Annotated in this window: 18 protein-coding genes; 3 read left to right on the forward strand and 15 right to left on the reverse strand. The window is 50.9% G+C overall.

All coding sequences use genetic code 11. The annotated features are described in order from the left end of the window. Positions 1 to 23: 23 nt before the first annotated feature. The 11 genes from CHU32_RS05845 to CHU32_RS05895 form a co-directional block, all read right to left on the reverse strand. A complete protein-coding gene (locus CHU32_RS05845) occupies positions 24 to 1,532 on the reverse strand; it encodes an aldehyde dehydrogenase family protein (RefSeq protein WP_103675145.1) in 1,509 nt (502 codons plus the stop codon). A 49-nt stretch (positions 1,533 to 1,581) separates the two neighbouring features. Then, positions 1,582 to 2,367, reverse strand: coding sequence for a propanediol utilization microcompartment protein PduB (gene pduB / locus CHU32_RS05850; protein WP_103675146.1), 786 nt, complete (start codon positions 2,365 to 2,367; stop codon positions 1,582 to 1,584). A gap of 21 nt (positions 2,368 to 2,388) precedes the next feature. Then, positions 2,389 to 2,670: a propanediol utilization system shell hexameric protein GrpH gene (grpH, locus tag CHU32_RS05855; RefSeq protein WP_103675147.1), complete on the reverse strand. Its 282-nt coding sequence runs from the start codon at positions 2,668 to 2,670 to the stop codon at positions 2,389 to 2,391. Between the two features lie 189 nt (positions 2,671 to 2,859). Beyond that, positions 2,860 to 4,074, reverse strand: a complete 1,215-nt coding sequence (tdcD, locus tag CHU32_RS05860; protein WP_103675148.1) for a propionate kinase — start codon at positions 4,072 to 4,074, stop codon at positions 2,860 to 2,862. A gap of 27 nt (positions 4,075 to 4,101) precedes the next feature. Further along, positions 4,102 to 4,602, reverse strand: a complete 501-nt coding sequence (locus tag CHU32_RS05865) for a GlcG/HbpS family heme-binding protein (protein ID WP_103675149.1) — start codon at positions 4,600 to 4,602, stop codon at positions 4,102 to 4,104. 22 nt (positions 4,603 to 4,624) lie between these two features. Next, positions 4,625 to 4,897, reverse strand: coding sequence for a EutN/CcmL family microcompartment protein (locus CHU32_RS05870; RefSeq protein ID WP_103675150.1), 273 nt, complete (start codon positions 4,895 to 4,897; stop codon positions 4,625 to 4,627). Between the two features lie 2 nt (positions 4,898 to 4,899). After that, positions 4,900 to 5,601 carry an HFCD family protein gene (locus CHU32_RS05875; protein ID WP_103675151.1) on the reverse strand — a complete coding sequence of 234 codons (702 nt, stop codon included), beginning with the start codon at positions 5,599 to 5,601 and terminating at the stop codon, positions 4,900 to 4,902. A gap of 8 nt (positions 5,602 to 5,609) precedes the next feature. After that, positions 5,610 to 6,296, reverse strand: coding sequence for a phosphate propanoyltransferase (locus CHU32_RS05880; protein WP_103675152.1), 687 nt, complete (start codon positions 6,294 to 6,296; stop codon positions 5,610 to 5,612). A 125-nt stretch (positions 6,297 to 6,421) separates the two neighbouring features. Beyond that, entirely contained in the window at positions 6,422 to 7,537 is a 1,116-nt protein-coding gene (locus tag CHU32_RS05885; protein ID WP_103675153.1) for a 1-propanol dehydrogenase PduQ, read from the reverse strand. A 256-nt stretch (positions 7,538 to 7,793) separates the two neighbouring features. Beyond that, a complete protein-coding gene (locus tag CHU32_RS05890) occupies positions 7,794 to 8,534 on the reverse strand; it encodes a transcriptional regulator (protein ID WP_245880185.1) in 741 nt (246 codons plus the stop codon). Positions 8,535 to 8,794: 260 nt separating this feature from the next. After that, positions 8,795 to 10,024 carry an amino acid permease gene (locus CHU32_RS05895; RefSeq protein ID WP_103675154.1) on the reverse strand — a complete coding sequence of 410 codons (1,230 nt, stop codon included), beginning with the start codon at positions 10,022 to 10,024 and terminating at the stop codon, positions 8,795 to 8,797. Positions 10,025 to 10,244: 220 nt separating this feature from the next. Between CHU32_RS05895 and CHU32_RS05900 the strand changes: the two genes are divergently transcribed. The 3 genes from CHU32_RS05900 (at position 10,245) to kduD (ending at position 13,613) form a co-directional block, all read left to right on the forward strand. Further along, positions 10,245 to 11,426 (forward strand): acetyl-CoA C-acetyltransferase, encoded by a 1,182-nt coding sequence (locus CHU32_RS05900; RefSeq protein ID WP_103675324.1) that lies wholly within the window; start codon positions 10,245 to 10,247, stop codon positions 11,424 to 11,426. A 526-nt stretch (positions 11,427 to 11,952) separates the two neighbouring features. Beyond that, positions 11,953 to 12,789 carry a 5-dehydro-4-deoxy-D-glucuronate isomerase gene (gene kduI / locus CHU32_RS05905; RefSeq protein WP_103675155.1) on the forward strand — a complete coding sequence of 279 codons (837 nt, stop codon included), beginning with the start codon at positions 11,953 to 11,955 and terminating at the stop codon, positions 12,787 to 12,789. A 62-nt stretch (positions 12,790 to 12,851) separates the two neighbouring features. Further along, entirely contained in the window at positions 12,852 to 13,613 is a 762-nt protein-coding gene (kduD, locus tag CHU32_RS05910; RefSeq protein ID WP_103675156.1) for a 2-dehydro-3-deoxy-D-gluconate 5-dehydrogenase KduD, read from the forward strand. 181 nt (positions 13,614 to 13,794) lie between these two features. Here the strand turns inward: kduD and CHU32_RS05915 are convergent, their stop codons facing one another. The 4 genes from CHU32_RS05915 to CHU32_RS05930 all read right to left on the reverse strand — a co-directional run bounded on the left by CHU32_RS05915 (position 13,795) and on the right by CHU32_RS05930 (position 18,130). Further along, complete coding sequence (locus tag CHU32_RS05915) at positions 13,795 to 14,856, reverse strand: T6SS immunity protein Tli4 family protein (protein WP_103675157.1); 1,062 nt, start codon at positions 14,854 to 14,856, stop codon at positions 13,795 to 13,797. A 348-nt stretch (positions 14,857 to 15,204) separates the two neighbouring features. After that, a complete protein-coding gene (locus CHU32_RS05920) occupies positions 15,205 to 16,332 on the reverse strand; it encodes an ABC transporter ATP-binding protein (protein ID WP_103675158.1) in 1,128 nt (375 codons plus the stop codon). Positions 16,333 to 16,344: 12 nt separating this feature from the next. Beyond that, positions 16,345 to 17,247: a carbohydrate ABC transporter permease gene (locus CHU32_RS05925; protein WP_103675159.1), complete on the reverse strand. Its 903-nt coding sequence runs from the start codon at positions 17,245 to 17,247 to the stop codon at positions 16,345 to 16,347. Then, positions 17,240 to 18,130: a carbohydrate ABC transporter permease gene (locus CHU32_RS05930; protein ID WP_103675160.1), complete on the reverse strand. Its 891-nt coding sequence runs from the start codon at positions 18,128 to 18,130 to the stop codon at positions 17,240 to 17,242. Before CHU32_RS05930 ends, CHU32_RS05925 begins: the two co-directional genes overlap by 8 nt. Positions 18,131 to 18,324: the final 194 nt, after the last annotated feature.

The following is an 18,324-nucleotide window of genomic DNA, read 5'->3' on the forward strand; positions in this document are numbered from 1 at the left end:
TAAGATCACCTGTTCCGCTTAACTCAGCGAATATTCAGTGCTTCAACCATCACGCACCGGCGATGTCTGGCAAAGGTGCGTGCCGACGTAAGCCCTTCACCGGTTGGACCGGCTATAGTGAAGGTGGCATGGCCTTCGCCGCCGACGCCAATCCCGGCGTAGGACGGGCCGTTTTTGACAAAAATCGTGGTCTGGATCAGGCGCGCCATCCGGGTGAGTTTTTCAACGTTGGTTGAATGCATCATCGCGGTGTGCCGATTGCCATGTTCCACTTTGACCGCCAGATCGATGGCTTCATCAACGTTTTCGACTCGTACCACCGGCAGGATCGGCATCATCAATTCATGCACCACGAAAGGATGATCGCGTTCCGTTTCAATCAGGATGACTTTCACCTCTTCCGGCGCGTCGATACCGATTTTTTGCAGGATATAGCGGGCATTTTTACCAACAAAGGCGGTATTCGGGCCGGTACCTTTTTCATTCAGCACCAGGGATTGCAACTGCTGAATATGCTGTTTATCGCACAGCAGCAGTGCGCCGCTTTTTTTCATACAGTGGATAAGATAATCCGCCACGTCGTTAACAACGATGACCTCTTTCTCAGCCACGCAGGGCAGGTTATTGTCAAAACTACAGCCGTTGATAATGTCTCTGGCTGCTTTCTCAATATTGGCCGTTTCGTCTACGACGGCTGGCGGGTTACCTGCCCCTGCGCCTATCGCTTTTTTGCCTGACGACATCACGGTTTTAACAATCGCCGGCCCGCCTGTTGCCACCAGCATATTAACGCGCGGATCGTTAATTAAAGCGTTGGTATTATCGATGGACGGTTTGCTGACGGTCACCACCAGGTTCGCCGGGGCCCCAAGTTGCGCCAGCCGCTGATTAATCAGAGCCACACAGTGCAGGGAGACGTTACGTGAGCGCGGGTGCGGGCTGAAAATGACAGTATTCCCCGCCGCCAGCATACCGATGGAATTGTTGATGATGGTTTCTGTCGGATTGGTGGTAGGGGTAATGGAGCCAATCACGCCAAACGCCGAATATTCCGTTAGCGTCAGGCCGTTATCGCCGCTTTGCGCACAGGTTAATAAATCCTCCACGCCCGGTGTTTTTTGCGCGGCAACCCGGTTTTTCACCAGCTTATCGGCGTAATTCCCCATCCCGGTTTCTTCTACCGCCATGCGCGATATGGTCTGCAAAACCTCTTCCTGAAGGAAAAGTTTGCGGATGCCGTCAATAAAGCTGGCCCGATCCTGCATGGTGCAGTGACGGTACTGGATTTGTGCCTGCTTCGCGGCGGCAATGGCCTCATCCATAGTGGCAAATGCCCCGTCACCCGTGGCAGGTGACGCGCCGGGGGCGCTGCTTTGACGGCCTGCCAGCACGCTGGCGACAATCGCCTCGATACTGTCGCGATCGGGCGTTGTCACAGCCGCCGATGCGCTTTGGACGGCGGTCTCAGGCGAGGTTTTGCTGTATTTACTCAGCACGCGCGAGACGGCCTGAGTAATTTCAATATCATTCATGCTATTTATTCCTTACTTCACATCGCGTCTGGCGCATGGCGGCAGGCCATTAAATGTAGGGCGTGGTCGTCGATTTAATCGGCGTAGGATCTAAGGTGGACAACAGTTGCAGCCCCACATCCCTTGCCGCAATGACGGCCTGGCGTACCGCGCCGGAATCGCCCGCGAAGGTAAAGATCACTTCGTTACTGAAGCTGGTGCCTTTACCGGGGCTGGCATAGCCGACCGGATCGACAACCGCCGCTTTGGCTGCCGCATCGGCAACCACGATACCGATCGCCGCCGGGCAGGCGCAGGTCATGCCGAACGCTTTGCCTAACGGCGCGTCGAAGGCTTTATTGAGTGCATAGCTGGCGCGGGCAGTGTACTGGAACTCCAGATGACCGGCCGGGGAGCCATAGACGTCGCCCATGGTTCGTTCAATTTCCGCAAGCGCCACTTCAATTGCCCGGCGCACGTCGGAGACATCGGCAGCGCCAAAAACAATCATGCAGCCGTGGCCGCCGCCGCCTTCGGTGTCGCGGGCAAGCTCAATGGCGAGGATCTCGCTATTGGTGGCTTTAATGGCTTCGTCTGCAGCGAAAATATGCGGGCCAGCACCTGTGCGGGCACCAAGAATACCGATTGAGCGATATTTCTTGTCGATATTCATCACTTCATGTAATTGATGATCGACATTGGCAATAACCAGCCCAATAGTATGACCGAGGGCGGTGCCGACAAATTCTGTTAAACCACAGCCGGTAAAACTGGCGGCGGTTTTATTATTTGTAGTGCTGCCGGTCTGTTTATTCATTACTTCAGATATAATCTGTTCAACAAGATTATCTCTCATGGTCAGTATCCTCAGTCTTTATTAACTGACAGCTTTCGGCAGGATTTTTTCCACTTCGATATGCGGGCGTGGAATAACATGTACGGAAACCAGTTCACCCACTTTCGTTGCTGCCGCCGAGCCTGCGTCAGTCGCAGCTTTCACGGCACCAACGTCGCCGCGGACCATAACGGTGACCAGCCCGGAACCAATTTTTTCATAGCCGACCAGCATCACGTTTGCGGATTTAACCATGGTATCTGCGGCTTCAATTGCGGAGACCAGACCTTTTGTTTCAACCATACCTAATGCTTCTTGTTGCATAGTAACCTCAATATTTCCAGGTAAGAGTAAAAGCCAGTAATGAAATAACCAGACACGGGTTAATCCATCTACATCATTAATTTATGCACTACGATATTATTGCCCGGAGGACAAAATGTTTTGCTCGTCAGAGAGACTTTCTTGTTTTCCACTATCGTGACGGACAATAAAATCCTGTCTGTGATCGCATTAACTCAGCGCCCCGGCCAGGGAGGAAGCAATGGCCGCGGCATCCTCGGCAATCATCTTTTCTTCATTCGTCGGGATGACGGCGACAAGCGGCGAGCCGGGCAGGGAAATCACCCCGTCGCGACCGCTATACAGGTAGTCATTTTTTTTGCAGTCGAGCTTAACGCCGAAGATCGCCAGCTTTTGCGCCGTTAGCTCGCGTACCAGCGCAGAATTCTCCCCGATCCCGCCGGTGAAAATCAGCGCATCAAAGCGATGTAGCGAAGCAAGATGCGCGCCAATATGCCGGGCCAGACGGTGGACCATAACGTCAATCGCCAGCGCAGCGCGTGCATCGCCCTGGCTGCGCGCCTCCTGCAACGTGCGGCAGTCGCTGGAAAGGCCGGAAATCCCCAGCAGGCCGGATTCGTTATTCGCCATTTTATACACTGCCTCAATAGACTGCTCGCTGCAGCGGGCAATATAGGCGGCGGCACCAAAATCCAGATCGCCGCAGCGCGTGCCCATCACCAGCCCTTCAAGCGGCGTCATGCCCATCGAGGTATCCACGCTGACGCCATTTTTTACCGCGCAAACGGAGGAACCATTACCAAGATGGGCGACAATAATGCCGTGGTTGCACGGATCGAGATCGAGGCGTTTAACCGCTTCCGCCGCTATAAACCGGTGCGAGGTGCCGTGAAATCCGTAGCGTCTGACCTGATGGCGTTGTTGATATTCCAGCGGGATCGCATAGGTGTATGCTGCCGGCGGCAGGGTCTGATGAAAGGCGGTGTCAAAGACCGCCACCTGCGGCAGATGCGGCAACAGCGTTATGGCCGCATTAATGCCGGTCAGGTTTGCCGGGTTATGCAGCGGAGCCAGGGCGGAGAGTTCACGGATGCGGGCAATAACCGGCGCATCAATCAGCACCGATTGCTGGAAATCACTGCCGCCGTGGGCAACCCGGTGCCCAATAGCGCAAAGACGCGGCAGAAGTGCCATCGCTTCGAGCTTTGCAAATAACTGACTGAGCGCATGATGATGCGAGGACTCAGCGAGCGCCAGGGTGGTTTTATGCCCGGCGCTGTCTTTAAACGTGATACACGCTTCTGCCAGCCCCAGTTTCTCGGCGAGACCGGAGAGAAGCGGCATTTCTTCATCACGCGGGATCACCGAGAACTTAAGTGAAGATGAACCACAGTTAATAACCAGAACCAGTGAAGCTAACGACATAACGACCCCTGCCCGTAGTAAGCGCAATTATTGAAAAGCGGTAAGTGAAAAGTGTTCCTGACTAAAGCGCTGTAACGCGGCGCTGGCGATAGCGATATCCTGCTCTACACTGCCGCCACTGATGCCGATGCCGCCTAACAGCACGCCTGCAGACCAGCAGGGTAATCCTCCGCCAAAACAGCAAATTCCTGCTTCATGCTGTAACCCGTAAAGGCTGGCACCCGGCTGGACTTCTTTCGCCAGATGATGAGTCGCCATTTTAAGCGCCACGGCGGTCCAGGCCTTTTGTCCGGCCAGCGTATGAGCAATCAGCAACGCGTTGTCCATGCTGAAGAAATAGCGCTGATGCCCACCGGCATCGACAAGACTAAATACAATGGGCACATCGCAGGCGTCTGCCGCCTCTTGCGCGTAGTGTGCCAGCGATGCAGCATCTGCCAGACTGAGCGACAACTGACGTGGCGACAGCTGACGCGAGATGGCGTCCCTGATACGTCGATGAAGTTCGGCATCGGACTCGTGGTGCATGATGTTCTCCCTCAAGCCAGGTTTACTGGTCACTCAGGTCAACGGAATCAACGATACCCACGATCGATGCATCAATGACCGAGTGCTCTTTACTGTTGCTCATGCGTGCCGAACTGCCGGTGGTGACGATGACGATTTCACCGTTGCCTGCCCCGACAAAATCGACGGCAACCTGGGCGGTCCCCGTGGGCTGATAGCGCTCATCCAGCCGGGCAACAATCAACAGTTTTGCCCCATTAAGCGAGGCGTGTTTGGTGGTGGAGACGAGCGCGCCGGTGACCTTTGCCAGATACATACTTACTCCTCAGGACGCTGAATGATAGAAAGGCCCCTGGCCCGGATCTCATCGCGGGCGGCGGGAGTAATCAGGGTGTTATGGCCAATACGAATGACGTCGCGGGCGGCGTGCTGTCGCACATCGCTCAGCGTCAGCAAACGCTTTTGATGGCTGACGGGCGTTGCCTGGCCGAGGACCGTACAGCCATACTCCGCCAGTGTCGCGGCATAATTCATAAGCCGGGTCCGCAGGGCAGGCGCAAATTGCGCGCTGGCATCATGGTTCAGCGTGACGATGACCTGTTTATTACGTGCCAGGGCGAAGAATACCCAGCGGCATACCCGATTATCGCTAATGCTGAGGGCAATTTTGCTCAGGCTATTGGTGGAGAGTGCAGGCAGATACAGACCCCAGTCGTTTTCGTCGCGATGGTCAGGCTCGCGGTCATCACACAGCACGTTGATGCCACGCTGCGTTAACGCTTGCAGACAGGCTGCCTGCAGCGCGGATTGCGAGGCGCTCCAGGAAAACGTCAGTCGCAAGGCATAGCCGTTGTCAGTCAGGGCCGTCAGGCACTTCAGCGTGGCCGGTAGCGTCGTGAGATCGTCTCCGCTGATGACCACGCGCATGACTTTCCCGGGAGCCTGTAACAGCGCCTGGCGACGCGCCAACAGCTCGTCAATAATGGTATCCAGCAGTCGCGACAGAGTATGCTGATCCATGATTTTCCTCAGTAGTCCTGCCGGTCTGATGCGCTCACTCGCGTCACGCAATCGCCGTTACGCAGGCCGAAGCCGTTGGCTTCTTCAACATCGATATGCATTTCCAGTACCGCATCGGCGCTGACGCGGACCACCACGTGACTCAGGATACCGCCCCGGTGACCATCAATACGCACATCGATTTCCATGCCGTCACGCAGCGCAAAACGCTCTGCTTGCGCCGGAGAAATATGGATATGCCGCCAGGCCACAATTGCCCCGTCGGTTTTCAACACCCGCCCGTAGGGACCGATGATTTCAATACCCGGCGAGTTCTCCAGGTCGCCGGACATCCGCACCGGGGCCTTAACGCCCAGAACGAAACCGTCAGAGACGGAAATCTCAATTTGCGTGGCGCTGCGTAAGGGACCCAACACCCGCACTTTTTGCAGTTCACCTTTAGGACCGCGCAGCGTCACCGTTTCTTCGGCGGCATACTGACCGGGTTGTTTGACGGCTTTCATCCGCGTCAGGGTCGAGCCATGACCGAACAGCGCATCCATATCTTCACGGCTTAAATGGACGTGACGATTGGAGATGCCCACGGGGATACTCAGCGTCGGCGAGGAGTGTGTCTCGGCGAGATCTTTATGTGCGGCCAGTTCCTGAAGAATTTGTTGGGTGATCCATTCGGCTTGTTGCTGGTTGTAATTCATAACGTCAACGACCTGAAAGTGGCTAATAGAGCAAGTCTGAGAATAGGACGTCCTGCGTTTTGCTTTTTGCCCTCACGCAGGACTTTTTTTACCGTGCGGAAAATCCAGGACAAACCTGTCCAGATTCAGCCAGCAATACGGGTTAATAAACGGTCGATATCCGCCGGAAGCGGAATACAGGGATTAGATGTGGTACAGCCGTCTGCCAGTGCTGCGGCAATCAGCGGCTGGCGTAATGCTTCAAAGGCAGACCTCTCCACCGACAGTTCTGCCAGCGTAGCGGGGATACCAAAATGACGGTTCATGGCATGCAAGCGCCCGATAAGCTCACGCAATGTCTGCTGCGGCGTGGCCGCCTGAAGATCCATAATCGTCGCGCACTTCAGATAACGTTCAAAGGCGGCAGATGAACGTTCTGCATTGTATTCAATGACTAACGGCAGCAGCATGGCATTAATTTTGCCATGAGGAATATGCAGCATGCCGCCAATCGCATGGGCCATACCGTGTACCAGCCCCAGTCCGGCGGAATTAAAGGCCATCCCTGCCATACAGGAGGCGTTATGCATATGTGCGCGGGCATCGAGGTTTTTTTCATCCGTAAATACGACGGGCAGAAAGTGCCAGACCAGGGCGATGGCTTTCTCCGCCAGCGCATCGCTAAAGTCGTTAGCACCATCAGAGACCAGCGCCTCAATTGCATGGGTCAGAACGTCCATACCGGTATCGACCGCCACCTGGCGCGGGACTGATAACACCAGATGTGGATCGAGAATGGCGCAGTTCGGCACCAGTTTTTCGTCAATAAGCGGATATTTACGCCCATTCTCAGGATCGGAAATAATAGCGTAGGCGGTAACTTCCGAACCGGAGCCGCTGGTGGTTGGAATCGCAATCAGCTCTATTGCATGGTCAGGGAAATATTCTTCAAGCGTGACCTTAATTCCTTTCGCTGCATCCAGCGAGGAGCCCCCGCCCAGCGCGATAATCGCATCCGGTTTGAAGGTCTTAAACTGGGATGCGCCAGCGTGCAAAATATCAATACTGGGATCGGGCGTAACCTCACTGAAAATAGACACGCAAGCCTGAGGCATTTCGTTAATCAGATAGCGTGTTTTCCCTGACGATGCCATAAAATTATCCGTGACGATCCCGACTTTTTTATGATTCAAACGACGCAACGTACTGATGGCGTCTTCGCCAAAGTGGACATCAGGAATGGAAAAGAAATAGCTCGCCATCGATTAACAACCCTATCCTTAAATGAGGCGTGCCCCTGAGGGGCCGCACTGGAAAGAGGTTGCATACTGTCATGGAACCAGAAAGAAGACGCTGGCTCTGCTTGTGCTCCGTCAGGATTATGTTGCTGTTATCAGTGCCGGTTGACAAAAAAGTACAGTCAAAGCAGAGGAAGAGGTAATACGAAAAACGGGTAAGGCACGCCGAACTTGCCCGTTATCTGGCTTTCAACCCGAGAGGTTACAAGGCGTGGGTAACTTAATGAGTGAGGTTACAGTCCGGACCGCAAAGCATGACCGATTTACCGTCAGCGATGCTGTCGCTGAAATGCTTTTGCATTCCCGCACTGATGCCCGCGCCGCACCACATGACATGGTGTTCATGGCGGCTGCTGATAGTGACAGGCGTGTTTGTAACCGTGGAGGATACGTCAACGCTGAATCCCTGCCCGGCCAGACGGATCGCTTCCAGCCAGATTTCATTGTCGTCTTTCACGCTTATCGCCTCAAGAAACAGAGGGATGTCTCCGCTACGGCGGGAAGAACGGGTCAACGATCCGGCGCGCTGAACAACACACTGGTGGAAGCGGCGCAGGCGGCGTATAGCCCCGTCACGGGTATCTTCCTGCAACCAGCGATTGACTGGGCGCAGTAATGAATTAACCACATCATTACTGGAATAATCGCGCATGATAGTGCGCACATAGCGGGACAGTGCGCGATCGGTGCCGAACTCAAGCTGCCAGAGCAACTCACCTTTCAACGCAGACCAGCCATAAGAATGCAGTGGAAAACCTGATTGGTGGCTTTTGCGGATTTCCAGAAGTGTTGCGCCACGCGCTGTTTGGGTTTTTACCGTACGAATGTCCTCAAGCTGCGTTTCATTCCAGCCTTCTGAAAATTCGCCTGCGCTAATCAGACCGTAGCGATACCAACGACGCAGGTTTGCAGGGTGAATATCGGTAATGATGCAGACATAGTCCGTAGAATGGTATTTCATACTCAGCCCCCTTATAAGGGATGCCGTCAGAGGATGCCAACGGCTGAAGGCTGATTATGAGCCTTTCTGTCTAAAATTAATACAGTGGATTATGCTGATTACAAAACTTCACGCGATTTTTTGCACGTTCTGCATCAGCAGGCAGAGAAGTAGAGTGATTTAATAAAAATTACCGGGTAGTCATATTTTTTAGACAAGCGGCAGCGCTGCCATGATCCGACACAGAACAGTGTCGGAACATGGTATTTGGCTGGTAAAAACTAGCTTAAAAACATCACCGAAACGCAGAGCAGTCCTACAATAAGCGTGATGAGATTAGCCAGAGAGCGCCAGGGTTTCAGCGAGGCAATCAGCCAGGTTGAAAGCGTTGGCATAATAAACAAAATCATCGCGATCAACGGGCCGCTGACGGCATAAATCATTGAAATGGCATTCGGGTTAATGCAACAAACAATAAATGTCGTGAGTGAAATAATGATAACCGACATCGCCCGATGAAATGCCCGGCTTTTCTTAAACCCGGCATAGCCCAGCGCGGATCGCACGATTTCTGTTGCCCCCTCAATAACGCCAAAGTAGGTTCCAAGGAACGATTTAGACATCGCCACAACCGCCACAATTACACCGGAAATGGCCAGCCATGCCGGAGAATCAGGCATCATTGAGAGTGCCGAAAGAATGGTAACGCCGCGATCTTTTGCCTCGTTAATATAGGACGGCGAAATAGTCATCAGGCAGCTAAATACAAAAAACAATACGCTCAGACAAATAATAAGATAAGCCACTCTCATAATTTTTTTGCATTTATTCATGGCCAACTCGCCATATTTTTCTTGTCTGTCTATGGCAAACGTAGAAATAATTGGCGTATGACTAAAGGCAAAAACCATCACCGGAATAGAGAGCCAGACCTGATGTAATGTGTGACTATTAAATGTCATTTGCCGGGTGAGTAAAGTGGGTTGCCAGCTACCGGTTAAATAAAGCGACAGGAATAAAAAGTAAGCGATAAGGGGGAATACCAGCAGTCCCATGACCCGAATCGTGGTTTGACGGCCCATCAGGAATATAGCATTCAGCGTCACAACCACGCCCAGGCTTACCAGCGTCCGCACGCCGGTCGTCACTTGCCGGTATTTCGCTACCTGCTCACATAATGAATTGGTAATCGCCACGGCATAGATCAGCACAACGACAAAAAAGGCGACAAAATAGAGCGCCGTAATGGCATTGCCAATCTTCTTGCCATAATAGTGCGTCACCGCACCCGTGATGCCTTCACCTGCTGAGGTTTTTGCACAAAGGATAAACTGGCACAGCGCTTTATGTGGCCAGTAGGTTAATGGGTAGGCGACGAGGGCAGTAATCAACAACACGATGGCACCCGCTGAGCCGAGTTGAATCGGCAGAAACAGTGTCCCTGCACCGACTGCTGTTCCATACAGGGCGAAACTCCACAACGTTTCTTCTTTTGACCAAAATTTCAACATTATTTAGATTTTAATAGCATGTAAGTAACAAAAAGAAGCGCAACTTACCATATTTCTCCCGATAAAGGGCATATTGTCACCACTATCGCCAGGTGCTGGTTGGATATCTTTAAATTTCATTAACAACTCATTGTGATAAATCTCACTTATTTAAAACAACCAAGAAAATAAAATTCAACAATGCACTACTATGGCGAAGGATATTTTCGCTGAGGTGGTCATGAAAGAGGTCGTCATTGTAGGGGCTGTTCGCACGCCTATTGGTTGCTTCCAGGGAGCGCTGTCGCGCCTTACTGCCGTCGAACTGGGCAGTACGGTCATTAACGCACTGGTTGAGCGTACCGGCATCGCAGCAAACACCGTAGATGAGGTGATCCTCGGTCAGGTATTGACGGCAGGTGCCGGGCAAAATCCCGCCCGGCAGTCGGCGCTGAATGGTGGCCTGCCCAATACGATTTCAGCCATTACTATCAATGATGTCTGTGGTTCCGGGCTGAAGGCGCTACATCTGGCGACCCAGGCAATCCAGTGCGGTGAAGCCGATGTGATCATTGCCGGAGGTCAGGAAAATATGAGCCGTGCACCACATGTCTTGACCGACAGTCGTACCGGCGCGCAACTGGGCAACAGCCAGTTAATTGATAGTCTGGTCCATGACGGGCTGTGGGACGCCTTTAATGATTATCATATGGGCGTAACGGCTGAGAATCTGGCACGTGAATATGGTATCAGCCGTGAATTACAGGATGACTGGGCGTTACGCTCATGGCACAAAGCGCGCCTGGCAATTGATTCCGGACGCTTTAAAGAGGAGATTGTCCCGGTTGCGACAGTACGCGCCGATGGGGCAAGCCTTCTGGTGGATACCGATGAACAACCCCGTACCGATGCCAGTGCTGAAGGACTGGCCCGCCTCGTTCCGGCTTTTGACCGCAGTGGTTCAGTAACGGCGGGTAACGCCTCGTCGATCAATGATGGTGCAGCAGCCGTTATGATGATGAGCGAAGCAAAAGCGCAGGAACTGAATTTACCGGTGCTGGCGCGAATTCGTGCTTTCGCCAGTGTCGGTGTTGATCCTGCCCTGATGGGTATTGCACCGGTTTACGCCACGCGCCGTTGCCTGGAGAGAGCGGGGTGGTCGCTGGCTGAGGTTGACCTCCTTGAGGTTAACGAAGCTTTTGCTGCGCAGGCTATTTCAGTGGGTAAAATGCTGGAATGGGATGCCAGTCGGGTGAATGTAAACGGGGGAGCCATTGCGCTGGGGCATCCTATTGGCGCATCCGGATGCCGTATTCTGGTCTCACTGGTGCATGAGATGATGAAGCGCCAGGCGCGGCGCGGCGTGGCAACGCTTTGTATCGGCGGCGGTCAGGGGGTAGCCCTGGCAATAGAACGTGATTAACCTTTCCCTGCTTTAATCTGCGCGTCTGTCAGCAAAAAAAAGCCCTCACAAAGAGGGCAAAGGCCAGTTACAGAAGTTCTCATTTCACTCATACGATGACGCTGACAATTCAGGAGTTTCCGTATTTGAAAATAGAGTATTAATTTATAGAAACGCCGTTTCATAATCTGTGACGCTCAACGCATTTACGAGAATTTCCTTAAAACCTTCGCCATATCCATACCTTTTGTGATCCTGCCCGGTAGAATCTTGACGTTATTGCCAGCTTTTTATTTTCTGGCGTCATTTTTTGAAGGTGATTCAACGCCCTGTCATTCAGGCTGTTTTAATGCTGCACGTGCCGTTGAACAACGGGTTTTGCGATCGTAGCGACATTTCTGAACTTTATTAGTAGAAAAATTGAAACGTTGTTTTATTTATAATTGAAAAGACGTTTCATGAGGGCTAAGATGAGCACATCAACTGAGCGAAACCAGCGTTCGCTTCACGAGCCGTTCAGGCTCACAGGCTCTCTTCTGGAGGTAACGTGGACATCAGACAAAGCATCCACAGCGATCATGCGAAAACACTGGATACTCAAGGGTTACGCAAAGAATTTTTAGTCGAAAACGTATTTGTGGCCGATGAATACACCATGGTGTACAGCCACATTGACCGTATTATCGTCGGCGGCATTATGCCCGTGGCTAAAAGCGTCTCCGTCGGCGGCGAAGTGGGTAAGCAGCTTGGGGTGAGCTACTTTCTTGAACGTCGCGAGCTGGGCGTGATTAATATTGGTGGTCCGGGCACCATTACGGTAGACGGCACCTGCCATGAAATCGGCCATCGTGATGCGCTGTATGTGGGTAAAGGCGCGAAAGAAGTGGTATTTGCCAGCATTGATGCAGCAAAACCGGCGAAGTTCTACTACAACTGCGCGCCCGCACATACCACTTATCCGACGAAGAAAGTGACGCCTGCCGACGTGTCACCGGTCACGCTGGGGGATAATCTCACCAGCAACCGTCGTACCATCAATAAATATTTCATTCCGGACGTGCTGGAAACCTGTCAGCTTAGCATGGGCCTGACCGAGCTGGCTCCCGGCAACCTGTGGAACACCATGCCGTGCCATACCCATGAGCGCCGTATGGAAGTCTACTTTTATTTCAATATGGATGAGGACACCTGCGTGTTCCATATGATGGGGCAACCGCAGCAAACGCGGCACATCATCATGCAAAACGAGCAGGCGGTCATTTCCCCGAGCTGGTCCATTCACTCCGGCGTTGGCACTAAAGCTTATACCTTCATCTGGGGTATGGTCGGTGAAAATCAGGTTTTCGATGATATGGACCACGTCGCGGTGAAAGATTTGCGCTAGTCGCACCTGGCATCAGTCATAGTTTGCCTGTGGTGACAGGCTCTAAAGGTAAGGAACAAAAAATGATTCTGGAAGCATTTTCTCTGCAAGGTAAAGTTGCGGTAGTCTCGGGCTGTGATACCGGTCTGGGACAAGGCATGGCGTTGGGTCTGGCCGAGGCCGGCTGTGACATCGTGGGTATTAATATCGTGGAGCCGACGGAAACCATTGAGCGTGTCACTGCGCTGGGCCGTCGTTTTCTTAGCCTGACCGCCGACCTGCGTCAGATTGACGGTATTCCGGCACTGCTGGAACGCGCCGTGGCCGAATTTGGTCATATTGATATTCTGGTCAACAATGCGGGACTGATCCGTCGTGAAGATGCGATTAACTTCAGCGAAAAAGACTGGGACGACGTGATGAACCTGAACATCAAGAGCGTGTTCTTTATGTCGCAGGCGGCGGCGAAGCATTTTATCGCCCAGGGCAACGGCGGGAAGATCGTTAACATCGCCTCCATGCTGTCCTTCCAGGGCGGGATTCGCGTTCCGTCCTATACCGCGTCGAAAAGCGGCGTAATGGGGATTACCCGCCTGATGGCGAACGAGTGGGCGCAGCATAACATCAACGTCAATGCGATTGCGCCGGGGTATATGGCGACCAACAATACGCAACAGTTACGTGCTGATGAACAGCGTAGTGCTGAAATTCTTGACCGTATCCCGGCGGGCCGCTGGGGGTTGCCGAGCGATCTGATGGGGCCGGTGGTTTTCCTCGCCTCCAGCGCGTCTGACTACATCAACGGCTATACCATTGCCGTTGACGGCGGCTGGCTGGCTCGTTAATTTGCCGGATAGCGCGAAAAACCTGCCAGTGGGCATAATGCCTATCGATTAATGGCTGGGTAATCAATCCTTAAACTACAGTACAATAACGGCTTCCACTACAGGGAGCCGTTTTCTTATGCCATTTCTTGCTTGATTTCAGTCACTACTCTCTTAATGCTACCGCCATCGGTACCTTTTTTTAGAATGCATTCGGTTTATAGCGAAGAGAGTTTATTAACCGGTTCCCAATTTCGATCATCTGTGTTTCGCTATAGCGTGTCTGTCTGTATTGGTTGTGAAGGTTGAACCTAACTACAGGTTTAATTGCTGTTGCAACGGCTTCATTGGCATAAAGGATAAAATAAACCTGTGATCCTTTTTGTTTGTGGAGTTCAATATCTCTAAAAAGCCATTTTTCAGCTGGAATTCCATGCAGAGTTAACGCTTCTTTTTTTATGGTTTCCATATGGGCCTTCTTAAGCACTTCATTCATTTCATTACTGCGGCCGAAGAGTGTATCACCAGCATCAACAATAACTGTGTTATCATTAATTAAACTAAACAGGAAGTCATTATTTTCATAATTAAACCCAGTAACGATTTCATGTTCTTTGTTATCGTCAGCGATAAATCCATTCGGAATACATACACCTTTTTCGGCCGGAATTTCATGCTCTAATCGTCCACTTAATCGTGAAATTAATGATCGCAGCGCAGCTAATTTAGCCGGTTTATTAGTCAGTTGCGCTTCTGTAAGACCAGCGTTGATGTATTTCCTTTCCTTATGGTTCGGGTTTGACAGGTCCACTATATCTGTTTCGATAATGAATGCGGTATTGTGGATGTATATATGCGCTTCCAAAACCCGGCCTGAATCATCGTCATAAGGACTATTTCGATCAAATATAACACCTTTATCATTGGGGAGTGTAATAATTTCCTTGATAAAAGGTAAGTTTTCAACTTCATAACCAGAACGGTGACCTTCGGCATTAAGTTCTTGTTCTCTTAATGCTATTCGTTGCTTAAATACTGATGGTGAGATAAGTTGACTTTTAATTTCAAAATCATCATATCTCGCTTTATTTCGGTCATTTTTAAAAGATTCAGGTACATCGACTACATATAGACCAACACATTGCGGTTTGGTTTTCGAAAATAAATTATCTGGCGTGATCAAATCATGCTGAGGTAATGCATTTACATAAAAAGAAGGGATGAGCATTACCATCCATAAAAATGAAAATATTCTCTTTTTCATTGACGTAGTGAAACCTCCTGTAAATTATCCTTAAGTAGAAATAATAACATGGGTAAACTGCAATGCCCATCGCTCGTTAAAGCCCGGCTGATCGATCTTCACACTACAGCACGTTAAGAACAGGATTGCCGGGATAGGTTCATCAAGTTCTGCTCATCGTCAGTGTCAGCAATGGCGTAATGTTGTGAGGAAGAGAACACACAGATGGATGGATCGTTTTTGTTGGATACTGTTGCATTGGGAGAAAAAGACCGAAAATTATGCGGCGATTCTGCATTGTACCCGCGGGCAGGTTTTATAGGCGCAAAAAATAAACAGCCCTGCCGGAAACCGGCAGGGCTGTTTCATCTATAACGACACGTTCAGCTCCGTTTGCGCATCGAAAATATGGCATTTATCCATATCAAAGCGGAAATAAACCGTGCGGTGCAGTCCCTTCTCAATCATCGCTTTGGCCTGGTCTGACGGCAGTCTGGCGGTGAGCTCATACCCTGCTACGTGAAGATAAATAAAAAACTCATGCCCCATATTTTCTACACGCATAATCTCACCTGAACAGCTGCCGTGCGCAAAGGGCGTATCGGAGAGATGAACAAATTCCGGGCGAATGCCAAAGAAAACCTCCTGCTCTTTCCAGGCCGCCACTTTTTCTTTTAGCCTCTCATCCAGCGGCATTTTTTCTTCACCGACGGTAATGCACAACTGCCCTGCATCCTCAACGAGTCGGCTGCTGCGGATATTCATCTCTGGTGCGCCAATAAAGCCTGCGACAAATTTATTCTGCGGATAGTGGTACAGATTGTCAGGGGTATCGACCTGCATAATATGACCCAGTTTCATCACGCAGATCCGATCCCCCATCGTCATCGCTTCCGTTTGATCGTGCGTGACATACACCGTGGTCGCAGGTTTGCCGGATTTTTTAAGCTGCTTATGCAGATCGGAAATACGGATGCGCATTGAGGCACGCAGTTTGGCATCCAGGTTGGAAAGGGGCTCGTCGAATAAGAATACGTCAGGCTTTTTCACTATTGCACGACCAACGGCTACACGCTGTGCCTGACCCCCCGAGAGCTGGCGGGGCAGGCGATCCAACAGATCTTCCAGCTCCAGAATTTGTGCTGCCTCTTGCACCTGCTGCGCAATCTGTTGTTTCGGCAGCTTACTTAACTTCAGGCCAAACGCCAGATTCTCACGCACTGTCATGTGTGGATAGAGGGCATAATTTTGAAATACCATCGCTATTCCACGCTCTTTAGGCGCAAGGTTATTGACGATTTTATCGCCGATGCGTATCTCTCCGCCGCTGATAGTTTCCAGACCCGCCAGCATACGCAGCGTGGTGGATTTGGCACAGCCAGACGGGCCAACAATCACCATAAACTCACCGTCTGCAATGGACAGGTCGATACCGTGTACGGCTTTAAAGCCGTTGGAATACACTTTTTCCAGCTTATTAAAAATGACTTCAGCCATGTTATTTCCCTTTTAGCCTTTAATTCCACTGCTGGTAACGCCCTGCACGAAGTAGCGTTGTGCCAGGAAGAAGACAATGATGGATGGCACAATGGAAATGCTCGCCATTGCCAAAATTTCGTTCCACGGCGCACCTTCGGTAACGTCAATGGACATTTTAAGTGCCAATGCGATGGGATATTTATCCACGCTATAGACGTAAATCAGTGGACCGATAAAATCGTTCATCGACCACATAAACTGAAATAACGCCACGGAAATCATCGCCGGTTTCAGAATGGGCACTACCACGTACCACAAGACCTGTACTGAATTACAACCGTCAATTTGGGCGGCTTCTTCCATATCACGCGGTACACCGCGTAAAAACTGGATAAGCATAAACACGAAGAAACCCTGGGTGGCAAAAGCGGTGGGAATATACAGCGGCAGGTAGCTGTTCAACATGCCCATCTCACGAAACATCAGATATTGTGGGATCAGCAGAACGGTACCCGGCAATAGCATGGTGGCAATGAGCGTGGTAAACCAAAATTTTTTAAAGGGGATCTCAAAGCGCGCAAAACCATAGGCTACGATCGTTGACGAAATCACCGTCAGCACGACCTTCGGGATCACATATTTAAACGTATTGAGCATGTAATGCCCGAAATGATATTCCGTACCGGTTTTCCAGCCATTAACAAAGCCATCCCATGTGGGACTCGACGGCCATAGATTGAGGGTGGTGAAGATCTCATGGTTGGGTTTAAATGCCGCCGAAACCATCCACGCCAGGGGATAGAGCATCATCAAACCCACTATCAGCAAAATCATGTAGCGGATCGCCGCGCTGATTTTTTGCCGCCGTTGGGTACGGGCCACTTCCCGATCTGCCTCGCTCATAACCGTTATGCTGTCGTCAATCTCAGCCATTTTTTCCCCCTTTATCAGCAGAATAAAACACCCAATATTTCGACGTTTTGAAAGCAACGGTTGCGAACAGCGCGACGACTAAAAACAGTATCCACGCCAGCGCCGACCCATATCCCATATCGAAATATTTGAAGGCGGTATCGTAGATATACAGTGAGAATAAATAGGTGTAGTAGGTCGGACCGCCGCCGGTAATGACAAACGGCGCGGTAAATTCCTGAAAGGAGCCGGTAGTTTGCATAATGAAGTTAAAGAAAATTACTGGCGTAATCAGGGGAATGGTGACTTTGGTAAACATTTGCCAGCGCGTTGCGCCGTCGATTAACGCGGCTTCATATTGCGATTGCGGAACGTTTTGCAGTGCGGCGAGAAAAATCACCATCGCCGAACCAAACTGCCAGACCTGAAGCAGGGTCACGGAAAGCAGCGCCAGCGGCGGCTCGCCCAGCCAGTTAATCGCCTCTATGCCGAAAACAGCCAGAATACTATTCAGCAGGCCGTCAACAGAGAACAGTGCACGCCATAATACGGCAATCGCCACCGAGCTGCCGAGAATGGAGGGGATGTAATAAGCGGTACGAAAAAAACCGATCCCGCGCAGCTTAAAATTCAGCACAAACGCGATCCCGAGCGCAAAGGCCAGTTTCAGCGGAATAGTGATGAAAACATAGGCAAAGGTAACGCCCAGCGATTTCCAGAACAGCGCATCATCGTTAAACATATAACGATAGTTTTCGATGCCGTTAAACTGCGGCGGGCTCATTAAATCGTACTCGGTGAAGCTGAGTGCGAACGAGGCAAAAAAGGGAAAGGCAGTAAAAATGAGTAACCCGATAATGTAAGGTGATATCCATGCCAATCCCAGGAGTCTGTTTTCATTCATAGTGACCGTCCTGGCTAATAATTTTCTAAAAATGAAGTAGGTTAATTAACCTCGTTGTTTCAATAGAAAGTAATAAATAATTTTGATGAATGATTAAATTAATGGGAATAATCATTACACGTTGTTTTGTAATATTATTTTTTCATAGCTAACATGATTTTAACCTTTGATTTATATATTTAAAATGTTGTTTC

It is taken from the genome of Superficieibacter electus, assembly GCF_002915575.1.
Lineage (GTDB): Bacteria > Pseudomonadota > Gammaproteobacteria > Enterobacterales > Enterobacteriaceae > Superficieibacter > Superficieibacter electus.